This is a genomic window from Marinococcus sp. LNSP9103-4 (genome assembly GCF_056034345.1).
This window is the reverse complement of record NZ_JBQLIA010000008.1, coordinates 50,704-68,596: the sequence shown is the minus strand read 5'-3', so window position 1 is coordinate 68,596 and position 17,893 is coordinate 50,704. Positions and strand designations below refer to the sequence as shown.

General features: G+C 46.5%; 17 protein-coding genes. 11 read left to right on the top strand and 6 right to left on the bottom strand.

Annotated elements, in window-relative coordinates:
- The first annotated feature begins 101 nt into the window (after window positions 1-101).
- The 5 genes from cudC (at window position 102) to ACTRXG_RS07685 (ending at window position 7,540) form a co-directional block, all read left to right on the top strand.
- Window positions 102-671 carry a choline uptake/conversion transcriptional regulator CudC gene (gene cudC, locus ACTRXG_RS07705; protein WP_474261201.1) on the top strand — a complete coding sequence of 190 codons (570 nt, stop codon included), beginning with the start codon at window positions 102-104 and terminating at the stop codon, window positions 669-671.
- 72 nt (window positions 672-743) lie between these two features.
- Entirely contained in the window at window positions 744-2,381 is a 1,638-nt protein-coding gene (locus tag ACTRXG_RS07700) for a high affinity choline transporter 1 (protein ID WP_474284516.1), read from the top strand.
- A gap of 383 nt (window positions 2,382-2,764) precedes the next feature.
- Window positions 2,765-4,483, top strand: a complete 1,719-nt coding sequence (locus ACTRXG_RS07695) for an ABC transporter ATP-binding protein (RefSeq protein WP_474284515.1) — start codon at window positions 2,765-2,767, stop codon at window positions 4,481-4,483.
- 155 nt (window positions 4,484-4,638) lie between these two features.
- Window positions 4,639-6,609, top strand: coding sequence for a methyl-accepting chemotaxis protein (locus tag ACTRXG_RS07690; protein ID WP_474284514.1), 1,971 nt, complete (start codon window positions 4,639-4,641; stop codon window positions 6,607-6,609).
- Between the two features lie 130 nt (window positions 6,610-6,739).
- Window positions 6,740-7,540: a carotenoid biosynthesis protein gene (locus ACTRXG_RS07685; RefSeq protein WP_474282224.1), complete on the top strand. Its 801-nt coding sequence runs from the start codon at window positions 6,740-6,742 to the stop codon at window positions 7,538-7,540.
- A gap of 135 nt (window positions 7,541-7,675) precedes the next feature.
- Here the strand turns inward: ACTRXG_RS07685 and ACTRXG_RS07680 are convergent, their stop codons facing one another.
- The gene (locus tag ACTRXG_RS07680; protein WP_474284513.1) at window positions 7,676-7,942 is read right to left on the bottom strand and encodes a hypothetical protein; all 267 of its coding nucleotides are present in this window, start codon (window positions 7,940-7,942) and stop codon (window positions 7,676-7,678) included.
- Between the two features lie 120 nt (window positions 7,943-8,062).
- A complete protein-coding gene (locus ACTRXG_RS07675; protein ID WP_474261193.1) occupies window positions 8,063-8,707 on the bottom strand; it encodes a DsbA family oxidoreductase in 645 nt (214 codons plus the stop codon).
- Window positions 8,708-8,893: 186 nt separating this feature from the next.
- Between ACTRXG_RS07675 and ACTRXG_RS07670 the strand changes: the two genes are divergently transcribed.
- The 3 genes from ACTRXG_RS07670 to ACTRXG_RS07660 all read left to right on the top strand — a co-directional run bounded on the left by ACTRXG_RS07670 (window position 8,894) and on the right by ACTRXG_RS07660 (window position 10,382).
- Window positions 8,894-9,178 (top strand): YolD-like family protein, encoded by a 285-nt coding sequence (locus tag ACTRXG_RS07670; protein WP_474284512.1) that lies wholly within the window; start codon window positions 8,894-8,896, stop codon window positions 9,176-9,178.
- Entirely contained in the window at window positions 9,175-9,357 is a 183-nt protein-coding gene (locus tag ACTRXG_RS07665) for a hypothetical protein (protein WP_474261191.1), read from the top strand. Before ACTRXG_RS07670 ends, ACTRXG_RS07665 begins: the two co-directional genes overlap by 4 nt.
- A 119-nt stretch (window positions 9,358-9,476) precedes the next feature.
- Entirely contained in the window at window positions 9,477-10,382 is a 906-nt protein-coding gene (locus ACTRXG_RS07660; protein ID WP_474261190.1) for a Gfo/Idh/MocA family protein, read from the top strand.
- A gap of 48 nt (window positions 10,383-10,430) precedes the next feature.
- Here the strand turns inward: ACTRXG_RS07660 and ACTRXG_RS07655 are convergent, their stop codons facing one another.
- A complete protein-coding gene (locus ACTRXG_RS07655) occupies window positions 10,431-11,195 on the bottom strand; it encodes a DeoR/GlpR family DNA-binding transcription regulator (RefSeq protein WP_474261189.1) in 765 nt (254 codons plus the stop codon).
- A gap of 401 nt (window positions 11,196-11,596) precedes the next feature.
- On the opposite strand from ACTRXG_RS07655, the gene ACTRXG_RS07650 reads away from it, so the two are divergent.
- Both ACTRXG_RS07650 and ACTRXG_RS07645 read left to right on the top strand, forming a co-directional pair.
- The gene (locus ACTRXG_RS07650; protein ID WP_474284511.1) at window positions 11,597-12,583 is read left to right on the top strand and encodes an endo-1,4-beta-xylanase; all 987 of its coding nucleotides are present in this window, start codon (window positions 11,597-11,599) and stop codon (window positions 12,581-12,583) included.
- A 14-nt stretch (window positions 12,584-12,597) separates the two neighbouring features.
- Window positions 12,598-14,865: a glycosyltransferase gene (locus tag ACTRXG_RS07645; protein WP_474284510.1), complete on the top strand. Its 2,268-nt coding sequence runs from the start codon at window positions 12,598-12,600 to the stop codon at window positions 14,863-14,865.
- A 92-nt stretch (window positions 14,866-14,957) separates the two neighbouring features.
- Here the strand turns inward: ACTRXG_RS07645 and ACTRXG_RS07640 are convergent, their stop codons facing one another.
- Window positions 14,958-15,815 (bottom strand): YihY/virulence factor BrkB family protein, encoded by an 858-nt coding sequence (locus tag ACTRXG_RS07640; protein ID WP_474284509.1) that lies wholly within the window; start codon window positions 15,813-15,815, stop codon window positions 14,958-14,960.
- A gap of 169 nt (window positions 15,816-15,984) precedes the next feature.
- On the opposite strand from ACTRXG_RS07640, the gene ACTRXG_RS07635 reads away from it, so the two are divergent.
- Complete coding sequence (locus tag ACTRXG_RS07635; protein WP_474284508.1) at window positions 15,985-16,257, top strand: DUF3219 family protein; 273 nt, start codon at window positions 15,985-15,987, stop codon at window positions 16,255-16,257.
- A 22-nt stretch (window positions 16,258-16,279) separates the two neighbouring features.
- Here the strand turns inward: ACTRXG_RS07635 and ACTRXG_RS07630 are convergent, their stop codons facing one another.
- Window positions 16,280-17,188, bottom strand: a complete 909-nt coding sequence (locus tag ACTRXG_RS07630; RefSeq protein WP_474284507.1) for a sulfotransferase — start codon at window positions 17,186-17,188, stop codon at window positions 16,280-16,282.
- Between the two features lie 124 nt (window positions 17,189-17,312).
- Window positions 17,313-17,879 (bottom strand): LOG family protein, encoded by a 567-nt coding sequence (locus ACTRXG_RS07625; RefSeq protein ID WP_474284506.1) that lies wholly within the window; start codon window positions 17,877-17,879, stop codon window positions 17,313-17,315.
- Window positions 17,880-17,893 lie beyond the last annotated feature (14 nt).

Genomic DNA, 17,893 nt, shown 5'->3' with positions numbered 1-17,893 from the left:
TTTGATTAGGCATTTGACAAGAAATTTTTATACGTTAAGATTAGATACTGTGAAGAAAATATTTAACAAATTGAATTTTTTTAATAGAAAAGGAGGGGCCCATGACGGATTCTCATCACCAGGATGAATGGAGGGAGTCACTCGAAGGCGCCAAAGATATTATCATTGATTCCCTGGCTGAAACCATGGATTTGTACGGTGTCACCAGAAGCGTTGGTACGTTGTATGGGACAATGTATGTTGAAGGCGATATGACGCTGGATGAAATGAGAGAAAAACTCGGAATGAGTAAACCGAGTATGAGCACTGGAGTACGAAAGCTTCAGGAGTTCAATGTTGTAAAGAAAACGCACCGGCGCGGAAAGCGAAAGCAGACCTACGTAGCCGAAAAGGATTTTTTCCGTTTTTTCACCAACTTCTTTGCCCAGCAGTGGGAGAGAGAAGTGCGGACGAATTTGAGCGCTATCGAAAGCGCCTGGGAACAATTGGATATGCTGATTCAGTCGGAAGAAGCAGAAGAATCCATAAAAGAAGAAGCCCGGGAGATTCAGCGAATTCTCAGCCAGTCGATCAAGTACTACAAATGGTTGAGTCGTCTCGTGGAGTCTATGGAAACAGGAGAATTATTTAAATATATTCCGATAGAAGAAGATGATGAAAAAGAGAGATAACAGTTTTACTTTATCTCTCCGGAAAATGTTTTCGAAATATTTAGAATTTTATAAAAAATAGAGGTGTTGCTCGTGATCGAGAAAAATTTAAACTTATTAAAGAGTCTAGGGTTTGTCCTTTTGGTAGCAGCAGTACTGATTTACATAATTGCCACTGGTGACGAAGTGATGTGGAGCGGCTTTATTGCCATGCTTGTTTTCTATGCTTTGATGTACTATGTCGGGGCCTATTTTGCCGCTAAAAAGTCTGATTCTCTCGATGACATGATGGTGGCTAAACGGAGTCTGCCGCTTGTTATCATGATTTTCACGATGGCCGCCACCTGGGTAGGAGGCGGTTATATTAACGGGACCGCAGAATCAACATATGCTGACGGCCTTGTATGGGCTCAGGCCCCGTGGGGTTATGCCCTCAGTCTCATTATCGGCGGTATTTTTTATGCGAGAAAAATGCGCCGCTACGAATTTAAAACCATTATTGATCCGCTCGAGCAGCGGTTTGGCAAGAAAATGGGCGGTCTGCTTTATCTTCCGGCGCTCCTGGGGGAAATGTTCTGGAGCGGCGCGATTCTGACAGCACTAGGCACGACGTTCGGTACTATTTTAGGGATCAATTTTACGACGTCGATTGTTATTTCAGCCATTATTGCGATTGCCTACACCGTATTTGGCGGCATGTGGGCGGTTGCCTATACAGATCTTTTACAGATGATTCTGCTGTTGGGTGGTTTGTTTCTTGTGCTGCCGTTTGCCTTTGGCAGCACCGACAGCCTGAGCGTAAACTGGAATGGTTATCAGGCGGATCTTGGCACCTATGCGAACCTTTTTCCGCCACTTGACGGGTGGAATCATCCGGAATGGGGCAACTATTTCTGGAACTGGTGGGACTATGCCTTTCTATTAATTTTCGGCGGCATTGCCTGGCAGGTGTATTTCCAGCGCGTGCTCTCCGCTAAAGATGAAAAAACCGCTATGTGGTTTTCGATCATTGCCGGTGTAGTATGTATTATTGCGGCTGTCCCAGCCGTTCTTATTGGTATAATCGGCTATAATGTCGACTGGGCGTCCTTTGGTACTTCAGCACCGGAAACAGCGGCCATGGTACTGCCGGAGGTGCTCCAGCATCTGACGCCGGGATGGGTAGCGGCGATTGGCCTCGGGGCTCTTGCAGCAGCCGTTATGTCTTCCATGGACTCCTCGATTCTGTCCGCATCCTCGATGGCTTCATGGAACATATACCGCCCGCTGCTTCGTCCGAAAGCCTCCAACGATGAACTGAAAAAGGTGATCAAGACCTCGATTGTGATTATCGGGGCGGCTTCTACCCTGATTGCTTTAAATGTTGGAAGTGTATATACTCTGTGGTACCTTGCGTCGGATTTGATTTTTTGTATTTTATTCCCGCAGCTGACCATGGCTCTGTTTTATAAAAATGCGAACGTGTATGGTTCCCTGACAGCATTTGTTGTATCTGTCTTTTTGCGCCTTGGCGGCGGAGAACCGGCGATCGGCCTGCCGGTCTTTCTTCCGTACCCAATGATTGAAGACGGGATTGTGCTTTTCCCCTTCCGTACGGTGATCGTTATTATCGCGTTTATTCTTATATTTGTGGTTTCTGAAGCTACAAAGAAAAAGGCTGTTCCAAAGCCGCTTCTCATGCCACATGAACGAGATGACAATGCAGCTTTAGAAAAACAGCCGTCTAAATAAAGTCAAAAAAAGAGCCTGGAAGCAGCAATGCTTTCAGGCTTTTTGGCGTACAGCGCCGCATATACAAAGAAAACAGCTTCTACAGCTGTATACTGAAGCTTAGGAAGTTTTCGGGAAGGTCAACATACCTGATGGCATTCAGTGTATCTATATTAACATATTTCCTTTGTTTGTCTATTAAACACAAAAAAGAATACCGATAATTAATGCTGTTTTTTAGCTAATATTTGCTTTCCATACCGATAAGCGCCTGTTTTCATATTATTTCATGGTTATTTGCATTATATGGAAATAACCAGGTAGAAAATGATTGAATTTCATCAGCATTTCTATACAATAAAAGAAGTATTTCAACGTGAATTTGATTAGAAGAGGAGACCCTGATGCTTAAACGTTTTTATTCCTATTACCTTCCTCATAAACAGCTGTTTTTCATCGATTTTTTCAGCGCGATCGCTGTTGCAGCCCTGGATCTGGTCTTTCCGCTTGTTGTCCAGTGGTTTATTGATTCCCTGCTTCCCCAGGAGGATTGGAACCTCGTCGTGTGGGTCTCAGCCGGCCTGCTTGCCATCTATTTATTCAGTGCCTACCTGCAGTACATCGTCAATTATCTGGGGCACAAGCTTGGCATTAATATTGAAACGGATATGCGGCGGGAGCTGTTTAAGAGCGTTCAGGGCCAGTCATACCGATTTTTTGATAATACGAAAACCGGCCACATTATCAGCCGTATCACTAACGATTTGTTTGATATTGGAGAGCTTGCCCATCACGGGCCGGAGGATTTATTTATTGCCGTTATGACGTTTGCGGGCGCTTTTACGATTATGTTTTCGATTAATCCGCAGCTTGCCCTTGTTGCTCTTGTGTTTGTGCCATTTCTGATTGCGCTTATTACCTATACGAATATTCAAATGAACAAAGCGTGGACAAAAATGTACGCAGAAATCGGCGACGTGAACGCCCGGGTGGAGGACAGCGTCTCAGGGGCGCGTGTAGTACAGTCCTTTACAAACGAAGCCTTTGAAATCGACCGGTTTGCCAAAAACAACAATCGCTACCGGCGGGCTAAGCTCTCGGGCTACCGTACGATGGGACACACTACGGCGACTATTTTCTTAACGACCCGTCTTATGATTCTGGCAGTGCTTGTTTACGGTGCGTGGCTCGTTTACACAGGTGCCATTACAAACGGTGAGTTCGTCGGCTTTATTTTGTACGTGAACGTGCTCTTCAAACCGATAGAAAAAATCAGTGCGATTTTAGAGCTGTATCCGAAGGGCATGGCCGGCTTTAAACGGTTCGTGCAAATGACAGATGCAGAAAAAGATATTGTCGACCACCCTGATGCAGTAGAAGCTCCGGTGCTTACAGGTGACATCAGGCTTGAAGGTGTCACATTTGGGTACCATAAAAGCCAGCCGGTGCTCCGGGACATGAACGTAACGGTACAAGCTGGAAAAACAGTTGCCTTTGTCGGCTCTTCCGGGGCCGGGAAGACGACGATCAGCTCGCTGATTCCGCGCTTTTACGACGTGGACGCCGGTGCTGTGACAATTAACGGTATAGACATCCGGAAGATGACAAAGGCATCCCTTCGTTCCCAGATCGGCATGGTGCAGCAGGATGTGTTTTTGTTTAACGGCACGTTGAAGGAAAACATCGCTTACGGGCGATTGACGGCTGAGGAGGAAGAGATTGAAGAAGCTGCCCGGCTGGCGAACCTGGACGGGTTCGTAGAGGAGCTTCCGGATGGGTATGAAACAGAAATCGGCCAGCGGGGGTTAAAGCTTTCCGGGGGCCAGAAGCAGCGGATTGCAATTGCCCGGGCTTTCTTGAAGAACCCGCCGATTTTAATTTTGGATGAAGCGACCTCAGCGCTCGATACGGAAACCGAGGCACTGATTCAGCAGTCGTTGACCCAGCTGGCGGAGAACCGGACGACGATTGTAATCGCCCACCGGCTTGCGACGATCCGGCATGCCGATAATATCGTGGTGGTGACCGGCGGCCGTATTGCTGAGCAGGGGACGTATGAAGAGTTAATCCGTAAAAACGGCGTTTTTGCTTCGCTGAACAGTGTACAGCTTGAATATCAATAAAATGTTTTCCTCTCCTGAATTTATATGGAGAGGATTTTTTTATGCCAATGCAAAATAAAAACAGCTTGGAGAACAAAGAATTGCAAAAATGAACCGATAGATAATAGTAGAGGGCCTATTACATAGAAAAATATATTTTAGAAAAGAGGATGCCTATGCTGCAATCATTAACGCTGCGAAAAAAATTATACATCTCGTTTTTACTCGTACTGCTGGTGCCAAGTATTATTATCGGCTTCAGCTCCTACACGTCTGCCAAAAATGAAGTCAGGAGCCAGATGAATAGCAATGCCGGGGAAAGCGTTGGTCTTATTAACCAACAGGTGGATGAAGAAATGAATGCAAGAATTGCTGATATCAGCCATTACGCCGGCCTCGTCACCGAAGAGTCATTTACCGATCCTGAAGCCGAAGAACGTATGCTCAACACCTTTAATGACTATATTCAAACACATGGCAAGGTTATTTCCATCTACACGGGCTCGAATGAAGGAGAAACACTGTTTGCATCGGATCAGGGGGAGCTGCCGGAGGATTATGATCCAACCGAACGTCCATGGTTCCAGGAAGCAGTCGAAGCCGGGGGTGAGGCAGTACTTACTGATGTTTATGTAGATGCAGCAACAGAAGCCCAGATCGTAACGATTACCCAGCAGCTGGATGACGGCTCGGGGGTAATGGCTATTGACTACGATTTATCCTCCCTGGAGTCTCTGACAGCAGGAGCGGCCATTGGTAAAGAAGGATATGTTGTATTGGCGGATACGCAGGGCAATTATATGGTTAACCCTAACGCAGAACCTGGAGAACCTATGGAAGAAAACGTCTACAGCCAAATCGACGGTAAGAGTGACGGCCATTTTTCGTACACGCTGAATGGGGAAGCAAAGGAAATGGAATTTATAAAGAATGAAACAACCGGCTGGACGGTCGGCGGCACGATGTATACAAGCGAGTTTCAGGAAGCAGCAGCGCCGATTCTCTGGAGAACCGGTATCGTCATTGCCGCTGCACTCCTTGGGGGCCTTCTGTTTGTCTACTTTATCGTAAAAAATATTTTAAAGCCGATCCAGCGTCTTCAGGCTTCTGCTGAAAAAATCAGCCGCGGTGATCTGACCGGGCAGGTGGAAGTAAACAGCAACGATGAAATTGGAGCACTCGCCGCAAGCTTTAACCATATGGTGGAATCTCTACGGGGCATTCTCACTAAGCTTTCTGCGTCTGTGGAGCATATGAGTTCATCGTCAGAGCAGCTGAAAGCAAGCTCGGAGCAGACCTCGCAGGCGACAAGCGAAGTAGCTGTCGCTACCGAACAGGTGGCAAGCGGAGCAGAAAGACAGACGGAAAAAATTGAACATAATAGCGCCGCGCTTGAAGAAGTGACCGGCGGAGTGAAAAAAATTGAGGAACGGACGGACAACGTGCTTCAGCTGTCAGCTGAAACAGCAGAAAGGGCCCGCGAAGGCAGCAGGTATGTAGAAAGCAATCTCTCCCAGATGCAGGATATCCATCAATCTGTTACTGCCTCCAATCAGGTGATTCAGGCTTTGTCGGACCGCTCCAAGGAAATTGGCGGCATTCTTGAGGTTATTACCGGCATTGCGAGTCAGACTAACCTGCTTGCTTTAAACGCAGCCATTGAAGCAGCACGGGCCGGAGAACAGGGAAAGGGCTTTGCCGTCGTCGCGGAAGAGGTGCGAAAGCTTGCTGAGCAGTCCTCCACTTCGGCAGAACAGATTGGTACGCTGATTAAAAGCATTCAAAATGATGCAGAGCAGTCTGTAATTCAAATGGAGGGCGTATCAAAAAATGCAGAGCAGGGGCTGACCGTATCCGAGGACACCTCTAAACAGTTTCAGCAGATTCTTGACAGCATGGAGCATATGGCTCCAAAGATCGAAGAAGTGACTGGAACGATCCGGAGCATGGCCGGAAGCGTTGAGCGTATTTCGCATTCGGCTTCTGATATCTCTTCGATCGCCCAGGAAAACGCGGCTTCCTCCGAAGAGGTGGCGGCGTCCACGCAGGAGCAGCTCGCCTCGATGCAGGAAATATCCTCTGCGGCCGAAACGCTCGCTTCCATGGCAGAGGACCTTCAACAGGAGGTCAACTATTTTAAAATATAGAGATAATATTAGTTACAGGCAGAAAATCCTTCGGGGTTTTCTGTTTTTTTTATAAAATACAGTTAAAACAAGTATTACCCGGGAAATAGACAGGGGCATCCATTAATAGTCTGTAACTTCAGGAGGGGCCATGAGAAACTTACCGTTCGACATAGGTTTATTTCGTTTTTTTATCTTTTGGTACATATGCGGCATCGTGCTGCTGACGTTTGATTTGCTCCCGGTATGGCTGGAATGGGCAAACGCTGTTTTTCTGTATTTAACCGGAGTAATTGGTGCTTTTTTTCTGATTCGGTCTTACGGGGGGAAAACCGGAGGCGGGCTGACTGCCGTTATTTTTCTGCTTTCGATGTTTCTTGAAGGGATCGGTGTGCAGCTGAATCTCTTTTTTGGAAGCTATGAATATGCTTCTGATTTCGGGGCGATGGTTCTAGGGGTGCCGCTGACGATTGGAGCAGCCTGGGTGGCCATCGTTTCTGGGTCACATGCGTTAATGCTTTATATTCTGGGCATGCTTCCACGCCTGCGTGGATGGGTATCGTTTATTCTTTATGTGCTGCTGGGAGCACTTTTAGTCACCGGAATTGATTTTGTACTCGACCCTGTGAACTATCTGGTGCAGGGGTACTGGATATGGAATGAAGGCGGCTGGTATTATGATATTCCGTTTTCGAATTTCCAGGGATGGTTTATTATTGGCTTTCTTCTGCATACGATTATGTATTTGGTTCTTCACTTTCAGGGGAGGTTGTTTGACGTGTCGGCTTATTGGCAGCCGCGCACTGCTGCTTTATATGTTCTGCTTACCTTTATGTTTACCGTGCTCGCACTGTTAAATGCTCTTTGGCTCGCCGGGGCGATTGGAATTGGTATCATGATTTTTTGTTTTGTGGTGCTTACAGGCAAAAAGCAGCAGGTCCAAAGAAAATAACAAAACGTTAACAGGTTCTTCACACAAGCGTTACATTAAGGGCTTAATATAGGAGGTGTTGATCCCCCCAGGTTCATCCCGCTGGACAGGGGACCCCTCTATGCTCCTTCCCGTATCCCGGGGAGGCTTTTTTTATTAATCTAAAACGTTAAACAGCCTGGGAAGGGGGATGAGCTCGAGCGTCGTGTTTATTCGGGGGTCTGTAGTGGTTTGTTCTTCTAATCTGGCACAGTAAATTAATTGTTCCTCTTCAAGAAAATAAAGAGAGTCCTTTACTTTCCGCTCCTGAGTGCTGGTTAAATGCACTACGACCGGTTCGTTTCTTTTCAAAGCAGTTTTGGCAGCAGGGGCTGCATGTTTGTTTAGTTTATGGAGCGCACGATTCACTTTAACAGCAAGCATGGCGCAGGCCTCCTATATTACAATTATGGGAATAAGTTTCCCTGTGCGCAGGCGTATTAAGCTTTACTTTCGTCCTATCTTTATACAAAAAGCCCTTCCGGAAAGGAAGAGCTTCTCCTGCTATGCCTGCTGCTTTTCATCCCAAACCTGCTGCAGTGCCTGTTCAAATGTTTCTGCCGGCTGGGCACCGGAGAGGGTGTACGTTTCATCGAATACATAAAAAGGAACTCCGTCAATTCCTATATAGGAAGCTTCCTGTAAATCTTTCTGTACGCTGGGGGTGTAGGCATCCAGCTCGAGCAGCTCTTTCGTTTCCTCCTCCACAAGGCCGACATCTCCTGCGAGTGCGGCAAGGGTGTCGATATCTGCAATGTTTTTGGATTCGGTAAAATATGCGCGCAGAAGGCGCTCAGTCATGCGGTTGTTTTTACCGCGTTCTGTGGCGAACTGCAGCAGCCGGTGGGCGTCGAAGGAATTAGCCGGTACTGCTGTGTCCATGTTGTATTCCAAACCAATATCCTTCGCCTGATCGGTGAGCTGCCGGTGAAACGCAAGCACCTGCTCCCGGTCCATGCCTTTTTGTTCAGAGAGAAAGGTATGAATGTCCGAAGCCGGATTTTTTGGCATCTCCGGGTTCAGCTGAAAGCTGTGATAGACCACCTGCACCTGGTGCCTGAAAGACATGTTTTCCAAAGCGGTCTCAAAGCGCCGTTTTCCTAAATAGCAAAACGGGCACATTACATCAAACCAAATATCTACCTGCATGCTTTTCCTCCTTTAAAATACGCTATGTCCAGTATGAAGAAAAAATTTTTTTCTGCCTACAGAAATGCTTACAAAGAGCGGTTTTTTCTGTTCAGTTAGAAAACCAGGAAAAAAATATCCTTTTCTCGAACGTACGTTCTTGTATAATGGAAGTAATATACTTCTCTTTGAAGGGATGTGAGGCTGATGAATGAAGAACAAAAAACAATCGCCCGTATGATAGCGGCGGAATGGGAAAAAGAAACGGAGGACTGGAAACAGAAGGAACGCCTTCTCCGTAAAGCCTGGGCAGAAAAGTATGAATTGAGACTGCGCTGGAAAAACGAAGAAAATGATGTAGAAACGACAGGGACGTGCACGTATATTGATCACATTAAGCGGCTTATTCACTGGAAGGACGAGCAGGGCAGTTATTATAATATTTCCTTTGACCGGATCCTTTCCGTACAAAAAGGGTGGGAAGAGTTGTGAAAAACGAAGAACTCGCTATGCTCTCCGCTTATCTGGACAAACAGATTGATCATTTAACCAGCCGCACACCCTACAGCAAAGAAGATGATCTGCTGTGTCTGGGCGGGCGGCTTGCTTACCAGCAAATTCGTGCTGAAGTACAGAAAATAGCAGAACAGAAAGAAAATTACTATAAATAATCTGCTGGAAAAACGGTGAAGAAACAATTTATGGTATTCTGAGAAAAGAAGGTATTCAAAATTGTTCTGTTGGTTTTGAAACCGTTATCTTGATGAACTCAGGCCCGGGAGGGGACACCATGAAAATAGGAATGATTGGCATCGGGGACATTGCGAAAAAAGCGTATCTCCCCATTTTAAGCAACTTAAAAGATGTAGAACTGCACGTGTATACAAGAAACCCGGACACGTTAAAAGAAATTGCTGATACGTATACGATACCTCACACGTATCAGCAGATGGACGAGTGGCTGAGCTGCGGTATGAAAGCAGCATTTGTGCATACAGCGACCGTAGCGCATGAGCCTATTATTGATGCGCTGCTCGACATGGGCATCCACGTGTATGTGGACAAGCCTATTACGTACCACGCCGAATCTGCCCAGCGGCTGCTTACCAAAGCCAAGGAGAAGCGGCTGCTGTTAATGACAGGCTTTAACCGCCGGCATGCACCTTCCTATCAAAAGCTGATGGAAGCAGAGGACACGAATATGATTATCGTTCAAAAGCATCGGGGTCATCAGGCAGTGGATGCACGCACGTTTGTGTTTGACGACTTTATTCATGTGATTGATACGATTTTGTATTTGTTCCCGGAAACAATTGAGAACATGACGGTGAGCGGTAAAGGAGAATATGATCTCTTGCACCATGTGACGCTTCAGCTTGAGTCACCAAATGTGACAGCGCTCGGTATTATGAACCGCGAAGCCGGCACCTCCCTGGAACGTGTAGACGTGATGAACCAGGAGCAGACGCTGACGGTAAGTAATGTCCGGGATGTCAGTGTGCATAAAAATAAAGACATTTGGCACCAGGGAGAAAACGACTGGGAATCCACGCTGAAAAAGCGCGGCTTTGAAACTATTATTACAACCTTTCTGGCCTTTGTGGAACAGGACATTATACCGGAATATATGTATGAACAGGCCTGGGAAACCCATCAAATGGCTGAAGATGTTGTGCAGCACCTTACCAGCTCTTAAATCAAAGCTCTGTCATCCCTGCAGCCACAGCAGAGAGACAGAGCTTTATTATGAAGGAAAAATAACATTGATATCATGCTGCCCGAAAAAATCGAGCCACTCATCCGTTGGTTTTTTGTTGGTTACCAGGCAATCCACCTGCTCAAAAGGAAATGTTTTGACCAGGGAGACAGCTCCGAACTTTGTATGGTCAACAAGCAGAATAACCTGCCGGGCCTGATTCTGCATGTACTGCTTTAAATCAGCTTCCGGCTCATTCGTATCCATGATGCCCTGCGTCATGGAAATACCTTTACAGCTGACAACAGCTGCATCTACGTTGTACTGCTGTACTGAACGAATGGCTGAAGGTCCCACCAGAGAGCGCGAGTTTTTCCGAAGGCTTCCTCCGGTAGAAAATACGTCAAAGGATGAAAATGCAAAGTCCTGAAGAATAGATACGCTGTTTGTAATAATGGTGAGATGATCCTTGGACTGCTGAAGCACCTGCAGTGCCTCATAGACCGTGGAACTCGTGTCGGCCATAATGGAAGAGCCGTCCTTGATAAGCGGCGGAGCGAGCTGCGCAATGATTCTTTTTTCTTCCAGATTAATCGTATTTCTTGTCTGGTATGGAAGGTCTTCACTCGTGCGTTCATTGAGCGTGGCTCCTCCGTAATTACGGGTAACAATGCCTTCACGTTCAAGCTTTTCCAGGTCACGGCGAATCGTTTCCTCAGTAACGTTAAACGTTGAAGCGAGGGGAGCGACGAATACTTTTTTATCACTGTAGAGGGTGGATAGAATCTTTTCTCTTCGTTCAAAAGCGAGCATATATGGTCCTCCTTATTACAGCTGCAGTCTTAATTTTACTAGTTACACTATAAGCATAAATCAGGCAGGAATACAGGTTTTTTAAGCAAAAATCTTTAAAAACAAAGAGTTTTTATACATAAAAGCTTCGCAGTTCAACATAATTTGCTTCCCGTTTTAAATTTACGGATATAGAAACAGATGGAAATTATCAATGGAAAAGTGTGGGTTAAAGCTTCTTAACGCATCGAAATAATGATATCATTAAGTATAAATACATACGTAATTGGAAAAAAAAGTTATAAATTCAGCCTTTATAATGACAATGCACAAAAGGAGAAAATGCTGTTTTGAAGAAGGTCTTTTTTGTAACAGCCGGGCTTCTGATCTTACTTATGGCAGGGGCAGGAGGGTGGTTTGCAGTGAAATCAAACGCTTCACTTGGTACAAACGCGGAGAATTCCGGGCACTATATAGGTGCTTCGGTGCGCTGGGATCCGCTTTCAGACAATGAAAAGTATAAAGATCTGCTCGTTGAAGAATTCAGCAGTGTCACGGTGGAAAACGAGATGAAGATGGAAGCCGTACAGCCTGAACCGGGCAATTACAGCTTTCAAAAAGCAGATGAAATTGTAGAGACTGCTGAACAAAATGATATGAAGGTCCGAGGCCACCCGCTGGTATGGGGCGAAGCGCTTCCTGGTTGGGTTCATGAAGAGGTAGTGGATGAACAAAGCGCTAAAGCAGTGCTGAAGGATCATGTGCAGACCATGGCCGGGCACTATAGCGGACGCGTACAGGAATGGGACGTCGTTAACGAAGCCTGGAACGACGACGGAAGCTACAAAGAAACAATCTGGTTGGAGTACATAGGGCCGGAATATATTCCTCTTGCCTTCGAATGGGCACGCGAAGCGGCTCCCGAAGCAAAGCTCTACTACAATGATTACGGAAATGAAATGAAAAATGAAAAAACGGATGCTATGTTTGAAGCCTTAAACAGCTGGAAAAACGAGGGCGTACCGATTGATGGTATTGGCATGCAGACCCATATTGATGCTGCCGATCCGAGATTTTCCCGGGAAAAGATGCAGGAGAATTTTAAGCGTTGGGGAACGGCTGATTTTGAGACTGCCGTAACCGAAATGGATGTAAAGCTGCAAAATCTGGATTCTCCCCGAGAGGAACGTCTGGAGAGGCAGGCAGATATTTATGCAGATGTAACGAGCATCTGTATGGAAGAGGAGTCCTGCAGCGGCCTTACCGTCTGGGGAGTTGGTGATGCAGAAAGCTGGGTCACCGAGCAGGAATCAGAAAGCGGGGAGCCGCTGCTGTTTGACAGCAGCTGGGAAGTGAAGCCTGCATATGACCGCATGAAACGAACATTTATTTTTAACCATATACTTTGACAGGAGGGCAGGGCATGAATGACACATTCTTGTATATTGTAGCAGCAGAGATAATTGTACTAATGCTGCTGTATTTTTCAGCAAAAAAATGGACATGGTCCCGGCACATACTGCTCTCCCTTTTTCTTATCGTCAATGCTGTCTATCTTTTCTGGAGAGCGGCCGAAACGATTCCTACACTGGGCATCATCAGCTTTATCGCAGGAATCCTGCTGTTGGCCACAGAAATAATGGGCTATTTCCAGGCAATCATGTTTACGATTTTATCCTGGAAACCATTCAAACGAAAACATATTCCGCTCTCAGAGCTGGAAAGCCTGCCTACAGTCGATGTGTTTATCGCCACATACAACGAACCGGAAGATCTTCTGAAGCGAACCATGACTGCATGCACAATGATGCGCTATCCTGAAGAGCTGCTTAGGGTGTACGTCTGCGATGACGGAAAAAGAGAGTCTGTGCGCCGTCTTGCAGAAAGCCTAGGTGTAGGCTACATTTCCCGTCCCGGCAACGAACACGCCAAGGCTGGCAATTTGAATGATGCGTTAACAAAAACCGACGGAGAAATAGTCGTTACGATGGATGCTGACATGGTGCCGAAAGCCGAATTCCTCGAGCGCACCGTCGGACAGTTCACGGACGAAAAAGTTTCGTTCGTCCAGGCACCGCAGGTATTTTATAATGCAGATCCTTTTCAGTACAATTTGTTTTTTGAAGACAACATCACTAACGAGCAGGATTTTTTCATGCGCCGGCTTGAAGAAGGAAAAGACCGCTTTAACGCTACTATGTATGTGGGCAGTAACGCCCTGTTCCGCAGAAAATCGCTCGAGGATATCGGCGGATTTGCCACTGGAGTGATTACTGAAGATATGGCGACTGGAATGCTGCTTCAAACCGGGGATCAAAAGACGGTATTTGTAAACGAAACCCTCGCCGTCGGGCTCGCACCGGAAACATATGCCGACCTTTTAAAACAGAGAGACCGCTGGTGCCGGGGCAATATTCAGGTCACCCGGAAATGGAATCCCATGAAAATCAAAGGCCTCTCCTTTATGCAGCGGCTGCTGTATATGGATGGTATCAACTACTGGTTCTTCGGCGTTTATAAAATGATTTTCCTGCTGGCACCGCTGTTGTTTTTGATTTTTTCGATTTACAGCCTGAACGCAGATTTTGAAACGCTTGTGCTTTACTGGCTGCCGGCCTTTCTTTCATCCCAGCTGGCCTTCCGGTTAATGTCCGACCAAAAACGGACCGTGCTCTGGAGCCATGTTTATGAAGTAGCCATGGCCCCGTACATGGCAGTCTCGGTAATTACGGAAGCGTTTATGCGGAAAAACATCAAGTTTAATGTCACAGCCAAGGGGATCCAAAATGACCGCCGTCAGTTTTTGTGGAGGGTCAGTATTCCGTATTTGGTGCTGCTTGCGCTCACCTTTATCGCACTGGCGAGAGTGGTGCTGCATTTCGCCACGTCTCTAACATTTTTTCAAAACGAAGACGTACTGTACATTAATATTTTCTGGATCCTTTATAACGCTGTAGCTCTTGTACTGGCATTAATGGTTTCAGTGGAGCGTCCGCGTTTTCGCGGAGCTGAACGGCACAAAGTAGACCTGGAAGGTACTGTGTCAGCCGGGGGGAGAACGCTTCCGTGCAAGGTGCTGGATCTTAGTGAAACCGGGGTGCGTTTTGAAGTAGCACACCCGGAAGCAAAATCCTGGCTTTCACATGAAGAACACTTTACGCTCAGCGCCGGCCCGATTAACCGCCTCCACGTGCATAAGCTGTGGGTGGGCGGCGAGGCAGAGGCCATGGCTGCTGCCGGAGGTAAATTTCAAAATGTGACCTTGGAACAGTACCGGAGTTTAATCCAGGTCATGTTTTTGGAAATGACCGATATTTATACGAAACGTATTTACGAGCGTTCTTCGCTTGGAAGAGCCTTTCTGAAGTTTTTCAGGGGCACGGAAAAACAGCCGGCCCAGGCAAAACGGATGGCTGTCCGGGAACAGGTGAATATGTCGGCAACTGTAAAAGTAAACAACGTTATTTATGAAGCGGTAGTCAAGGACTACAGCATGAGCGGCTGCCGGGTGCAGGTGAAAAACGTCAAAAGCATTCAGCCGGGAGATATTGTCTATATTTCCGGGAGGGAGGATCATTTTCCCGATAACTACGCGCGTACCCAGTGGATTCAGCAGCGGGGCCGTAAAACGTGGGTAGGAATGCAGTTTTTACAGGAAAGCAGCAGCAGTCAGTCGACAGGAACCAGCTGATCAAAGCAAAAAGGAAGGCTCCTATCCGCCAGGAGCCTTCCTTTTTTAAATAAGCTTTTAGAAAAAAATGAACAGTCCGGGTTTATACGGGCTTAAGTTTCTTCCCTTGTGTCCGGAGGTGTGGAAGATTTGTCCTGCCCGCGCCGGCGGTGATAAATAACGTTCAGTTCAGCACCGATCATTAAAATCATGCCGGTCAGGAAGAACCAAAGCATTAGAATAATAATACCTCCAAGGCTTCCGTAGGTGGCAGAGTAGTTGCCGAAGTTGCTGACATAAAAGGAAAAAGCGAGAGATATCAGCTGCCACAGCACCGCGGCTGTGATAGCGCCCGGCAGAATCTCCTTCCATTTCAATTTTTTGTTTGGAGCAAAACGATACAGTACGAGAAGCACAGCAGACATTATAGTCAGGGCGACGACCCACCGGAGAATTTGAAAAAGCAGCTCGGTCTGAGGCGGGAGGCTGACGACAGAGCTGATAAAATCAATGATCAGGTTGCCGAATATAGGGAGAATAAGAGCGGCAGCAAGTGCAATAATCATGCCGAGCGTCAGCGCAATGGAAAGGCCCCGGACTTTAATGAAGGAGCGCGTTTCTTCAATATCATATGCAGTGTTAGAAGCATTAATGAAGGCGTTGATCCCATTTGAAGCCGACCACAATGCGCCGATCAGGCCGATGGTGAAAAGTCCGCCCCTTGGGGTTTCAACGATACTCAGAATGTTTTCCTCGAGCACAGAGGTCATGCCGCTTGGGGCCGTATTCTGCACAAGCGTGACGACGGCCTGGGAATCAATATTAAGAAGGGGGAGAATGGTAAGTATTAAAATCATCATTGGAAAAATGGAAAGCAGGTAATAGTAGGATTGGGCGGCGGCTAGTAACGGGACATCGTCCTTTTTAAATTCGCCCATGAGTTCTTTGGCATAGGATTTGATGGTGTTCATATGTTTTACCCCTCTCTTTGCAGCTTGGTGATACGTAGTTATACAAAGCCTTTCCTTACCGTACCACCAGGAGGGCAGGCTTAAACTGGCGGGGCAAGAACTGGGCGTAATTATTGTAACGGAAGGTTTTATGGGGCAGAATGAAGCAGAGAACAAAAGGAGGAAAAAAATGATTTATATTAATAGCCGTGCGTTTCAGGAAGAGGCATTGTTAAGAAACGATCGCACGGAAGAGGGAAAACGGCTCGTTGAATTTACGTTTCAGGTTACTCATGAGGAGTATCACGATGTGACGGTATTATTGTACGAAAATGACTTTAATGTGCAGGCGGGGGCAGCAGAACCATTTCGGGCGGAGATTTTGCAGTATTCCACAGATACGGTGAATCTTTATGAACCTGGGAGCAAAAGCCGCTATACGCTCGCCCTGATTGAAAAATAACCGAAGAGCCCAGGCTCTTCGGTTAGCTTTTGGAATAATCCTTAATGTGATAGGCTTCGGCAAGCTTTTCATTATCTTTCTGGTATTTCAGCTGCAGCACTTTTTGAAGATTCACAGGGAGCGAGTACCTTTTATAATGAAGGGCAAAGCTCGCGTTATTCTGCAGCAGTCGCCGCGGGGATACAATACCAATCTTCGGTATGTCGACAACGGGAATTTTACCATTTGGATTCAGCGGTGTTTTAAAGAAATAATTCAACTTGCGGGCGATTACCGCCTGCATGACTCCGTAGCTGCGGTTCAGCTTTGAGCGGTTGTATTTTGGCACACGATCGATGCCCATATACTGAAGCAGCTGCAAAATTTGACCGTATTCATCATTGCGGAAGTTTTCATACTGCAGCAGGTAATAGTTATCCGCTCCGAAAAGCTCTTCTATTTTTTGGAGATAGCGGTAATAGTGATAATGATCCAGAATGCCGTGGTCCTCCCAGTCTTTAAACAAAGCCTTGGCACTCTTGTATCCGCCCTGATGGAGATATTGAACGTAGAGAGAGGTCAGCAGGTCAATTTGATCCCGTACACCGACGATAATATGGGTATCATACGTATCTGCCGGAAAAGTGCGGCGGAGGTCTTCAAGCACCTTTAGATTGTTTTTTGATTTTTTTTGGGAAAATGGACTGCCGGAGAGGCCTTCATAGGAAATAAGCACGGGCTTGTCCGGGTGCATAAATGCTTCAATATTTGTGCGGATGGTATAAATATTTTCATCGCTCAGCCGTTTCAGCCGCAAATCATACAGCTCCTGATCGATGCGCTTTTTTCGTATGTATTTGATTTCCTGTTTTAGTTTGGGATAGACATTCTGCTGTAGAAACGTAGTGGCTGTCTTATGAAAACCGATATGTATAAACACTTTTTTTCGCATAGGTTCCTCCGCATAGTTTGTTTAATTATTATTATCATAACGAAAAATAAGGTGCTCCGCAAAGCGTTTACCCGGCTGGAGTAATAATGAATAAAAAAAGAGCACAGGCACAGCTTTATGCCTGTTACTCGTAGGACTTCTTTTCGAGCTCCGGATTTTCGCTGAGCTGCTGAAGAAGCTCTTCCGGAGAGTCAGAAACGATAATTTTATCGCGGTGGTCGGCAGGGAGAAACTGCTCCTGTTCCATATGGTTGAAAAATTGAAGCAGGTGATCATAATAGTGATGAATGTTTAAAAGCGCACACGGTTTTTGGTGCACGCCGATCTGAGCCCATGTAAACATTTCAAAAAACTCTTCAAGGGTCCCGGGCCCGCCCGGCAGCGCTATGAATCCATCAGCCAGTTCGGCCATTTTGGCTTTTCGCTCATGCATCGTAGATACTTTATAAAGCTTACTCAAGGAAGGATGGGCAATCTCCCGTTCAACGAGTTTATCCGGTATAACTCCTATCACTTCACCGCCGGCTTCGAGCGCAGCATCTGCGAGGCGGCCCATCGTTCCTACATTGGAGCCGCCATAGACCAGGGTGCACCCGGAGGAGGCTATTTCTCTGCCAAGAGCTGCTGCTGAATCTTTATATATAGGATCGCCTCCAAGGCGGGAGCCGCAAAATACAGCAATGCTTTTCATCAGGCATCTCTCCT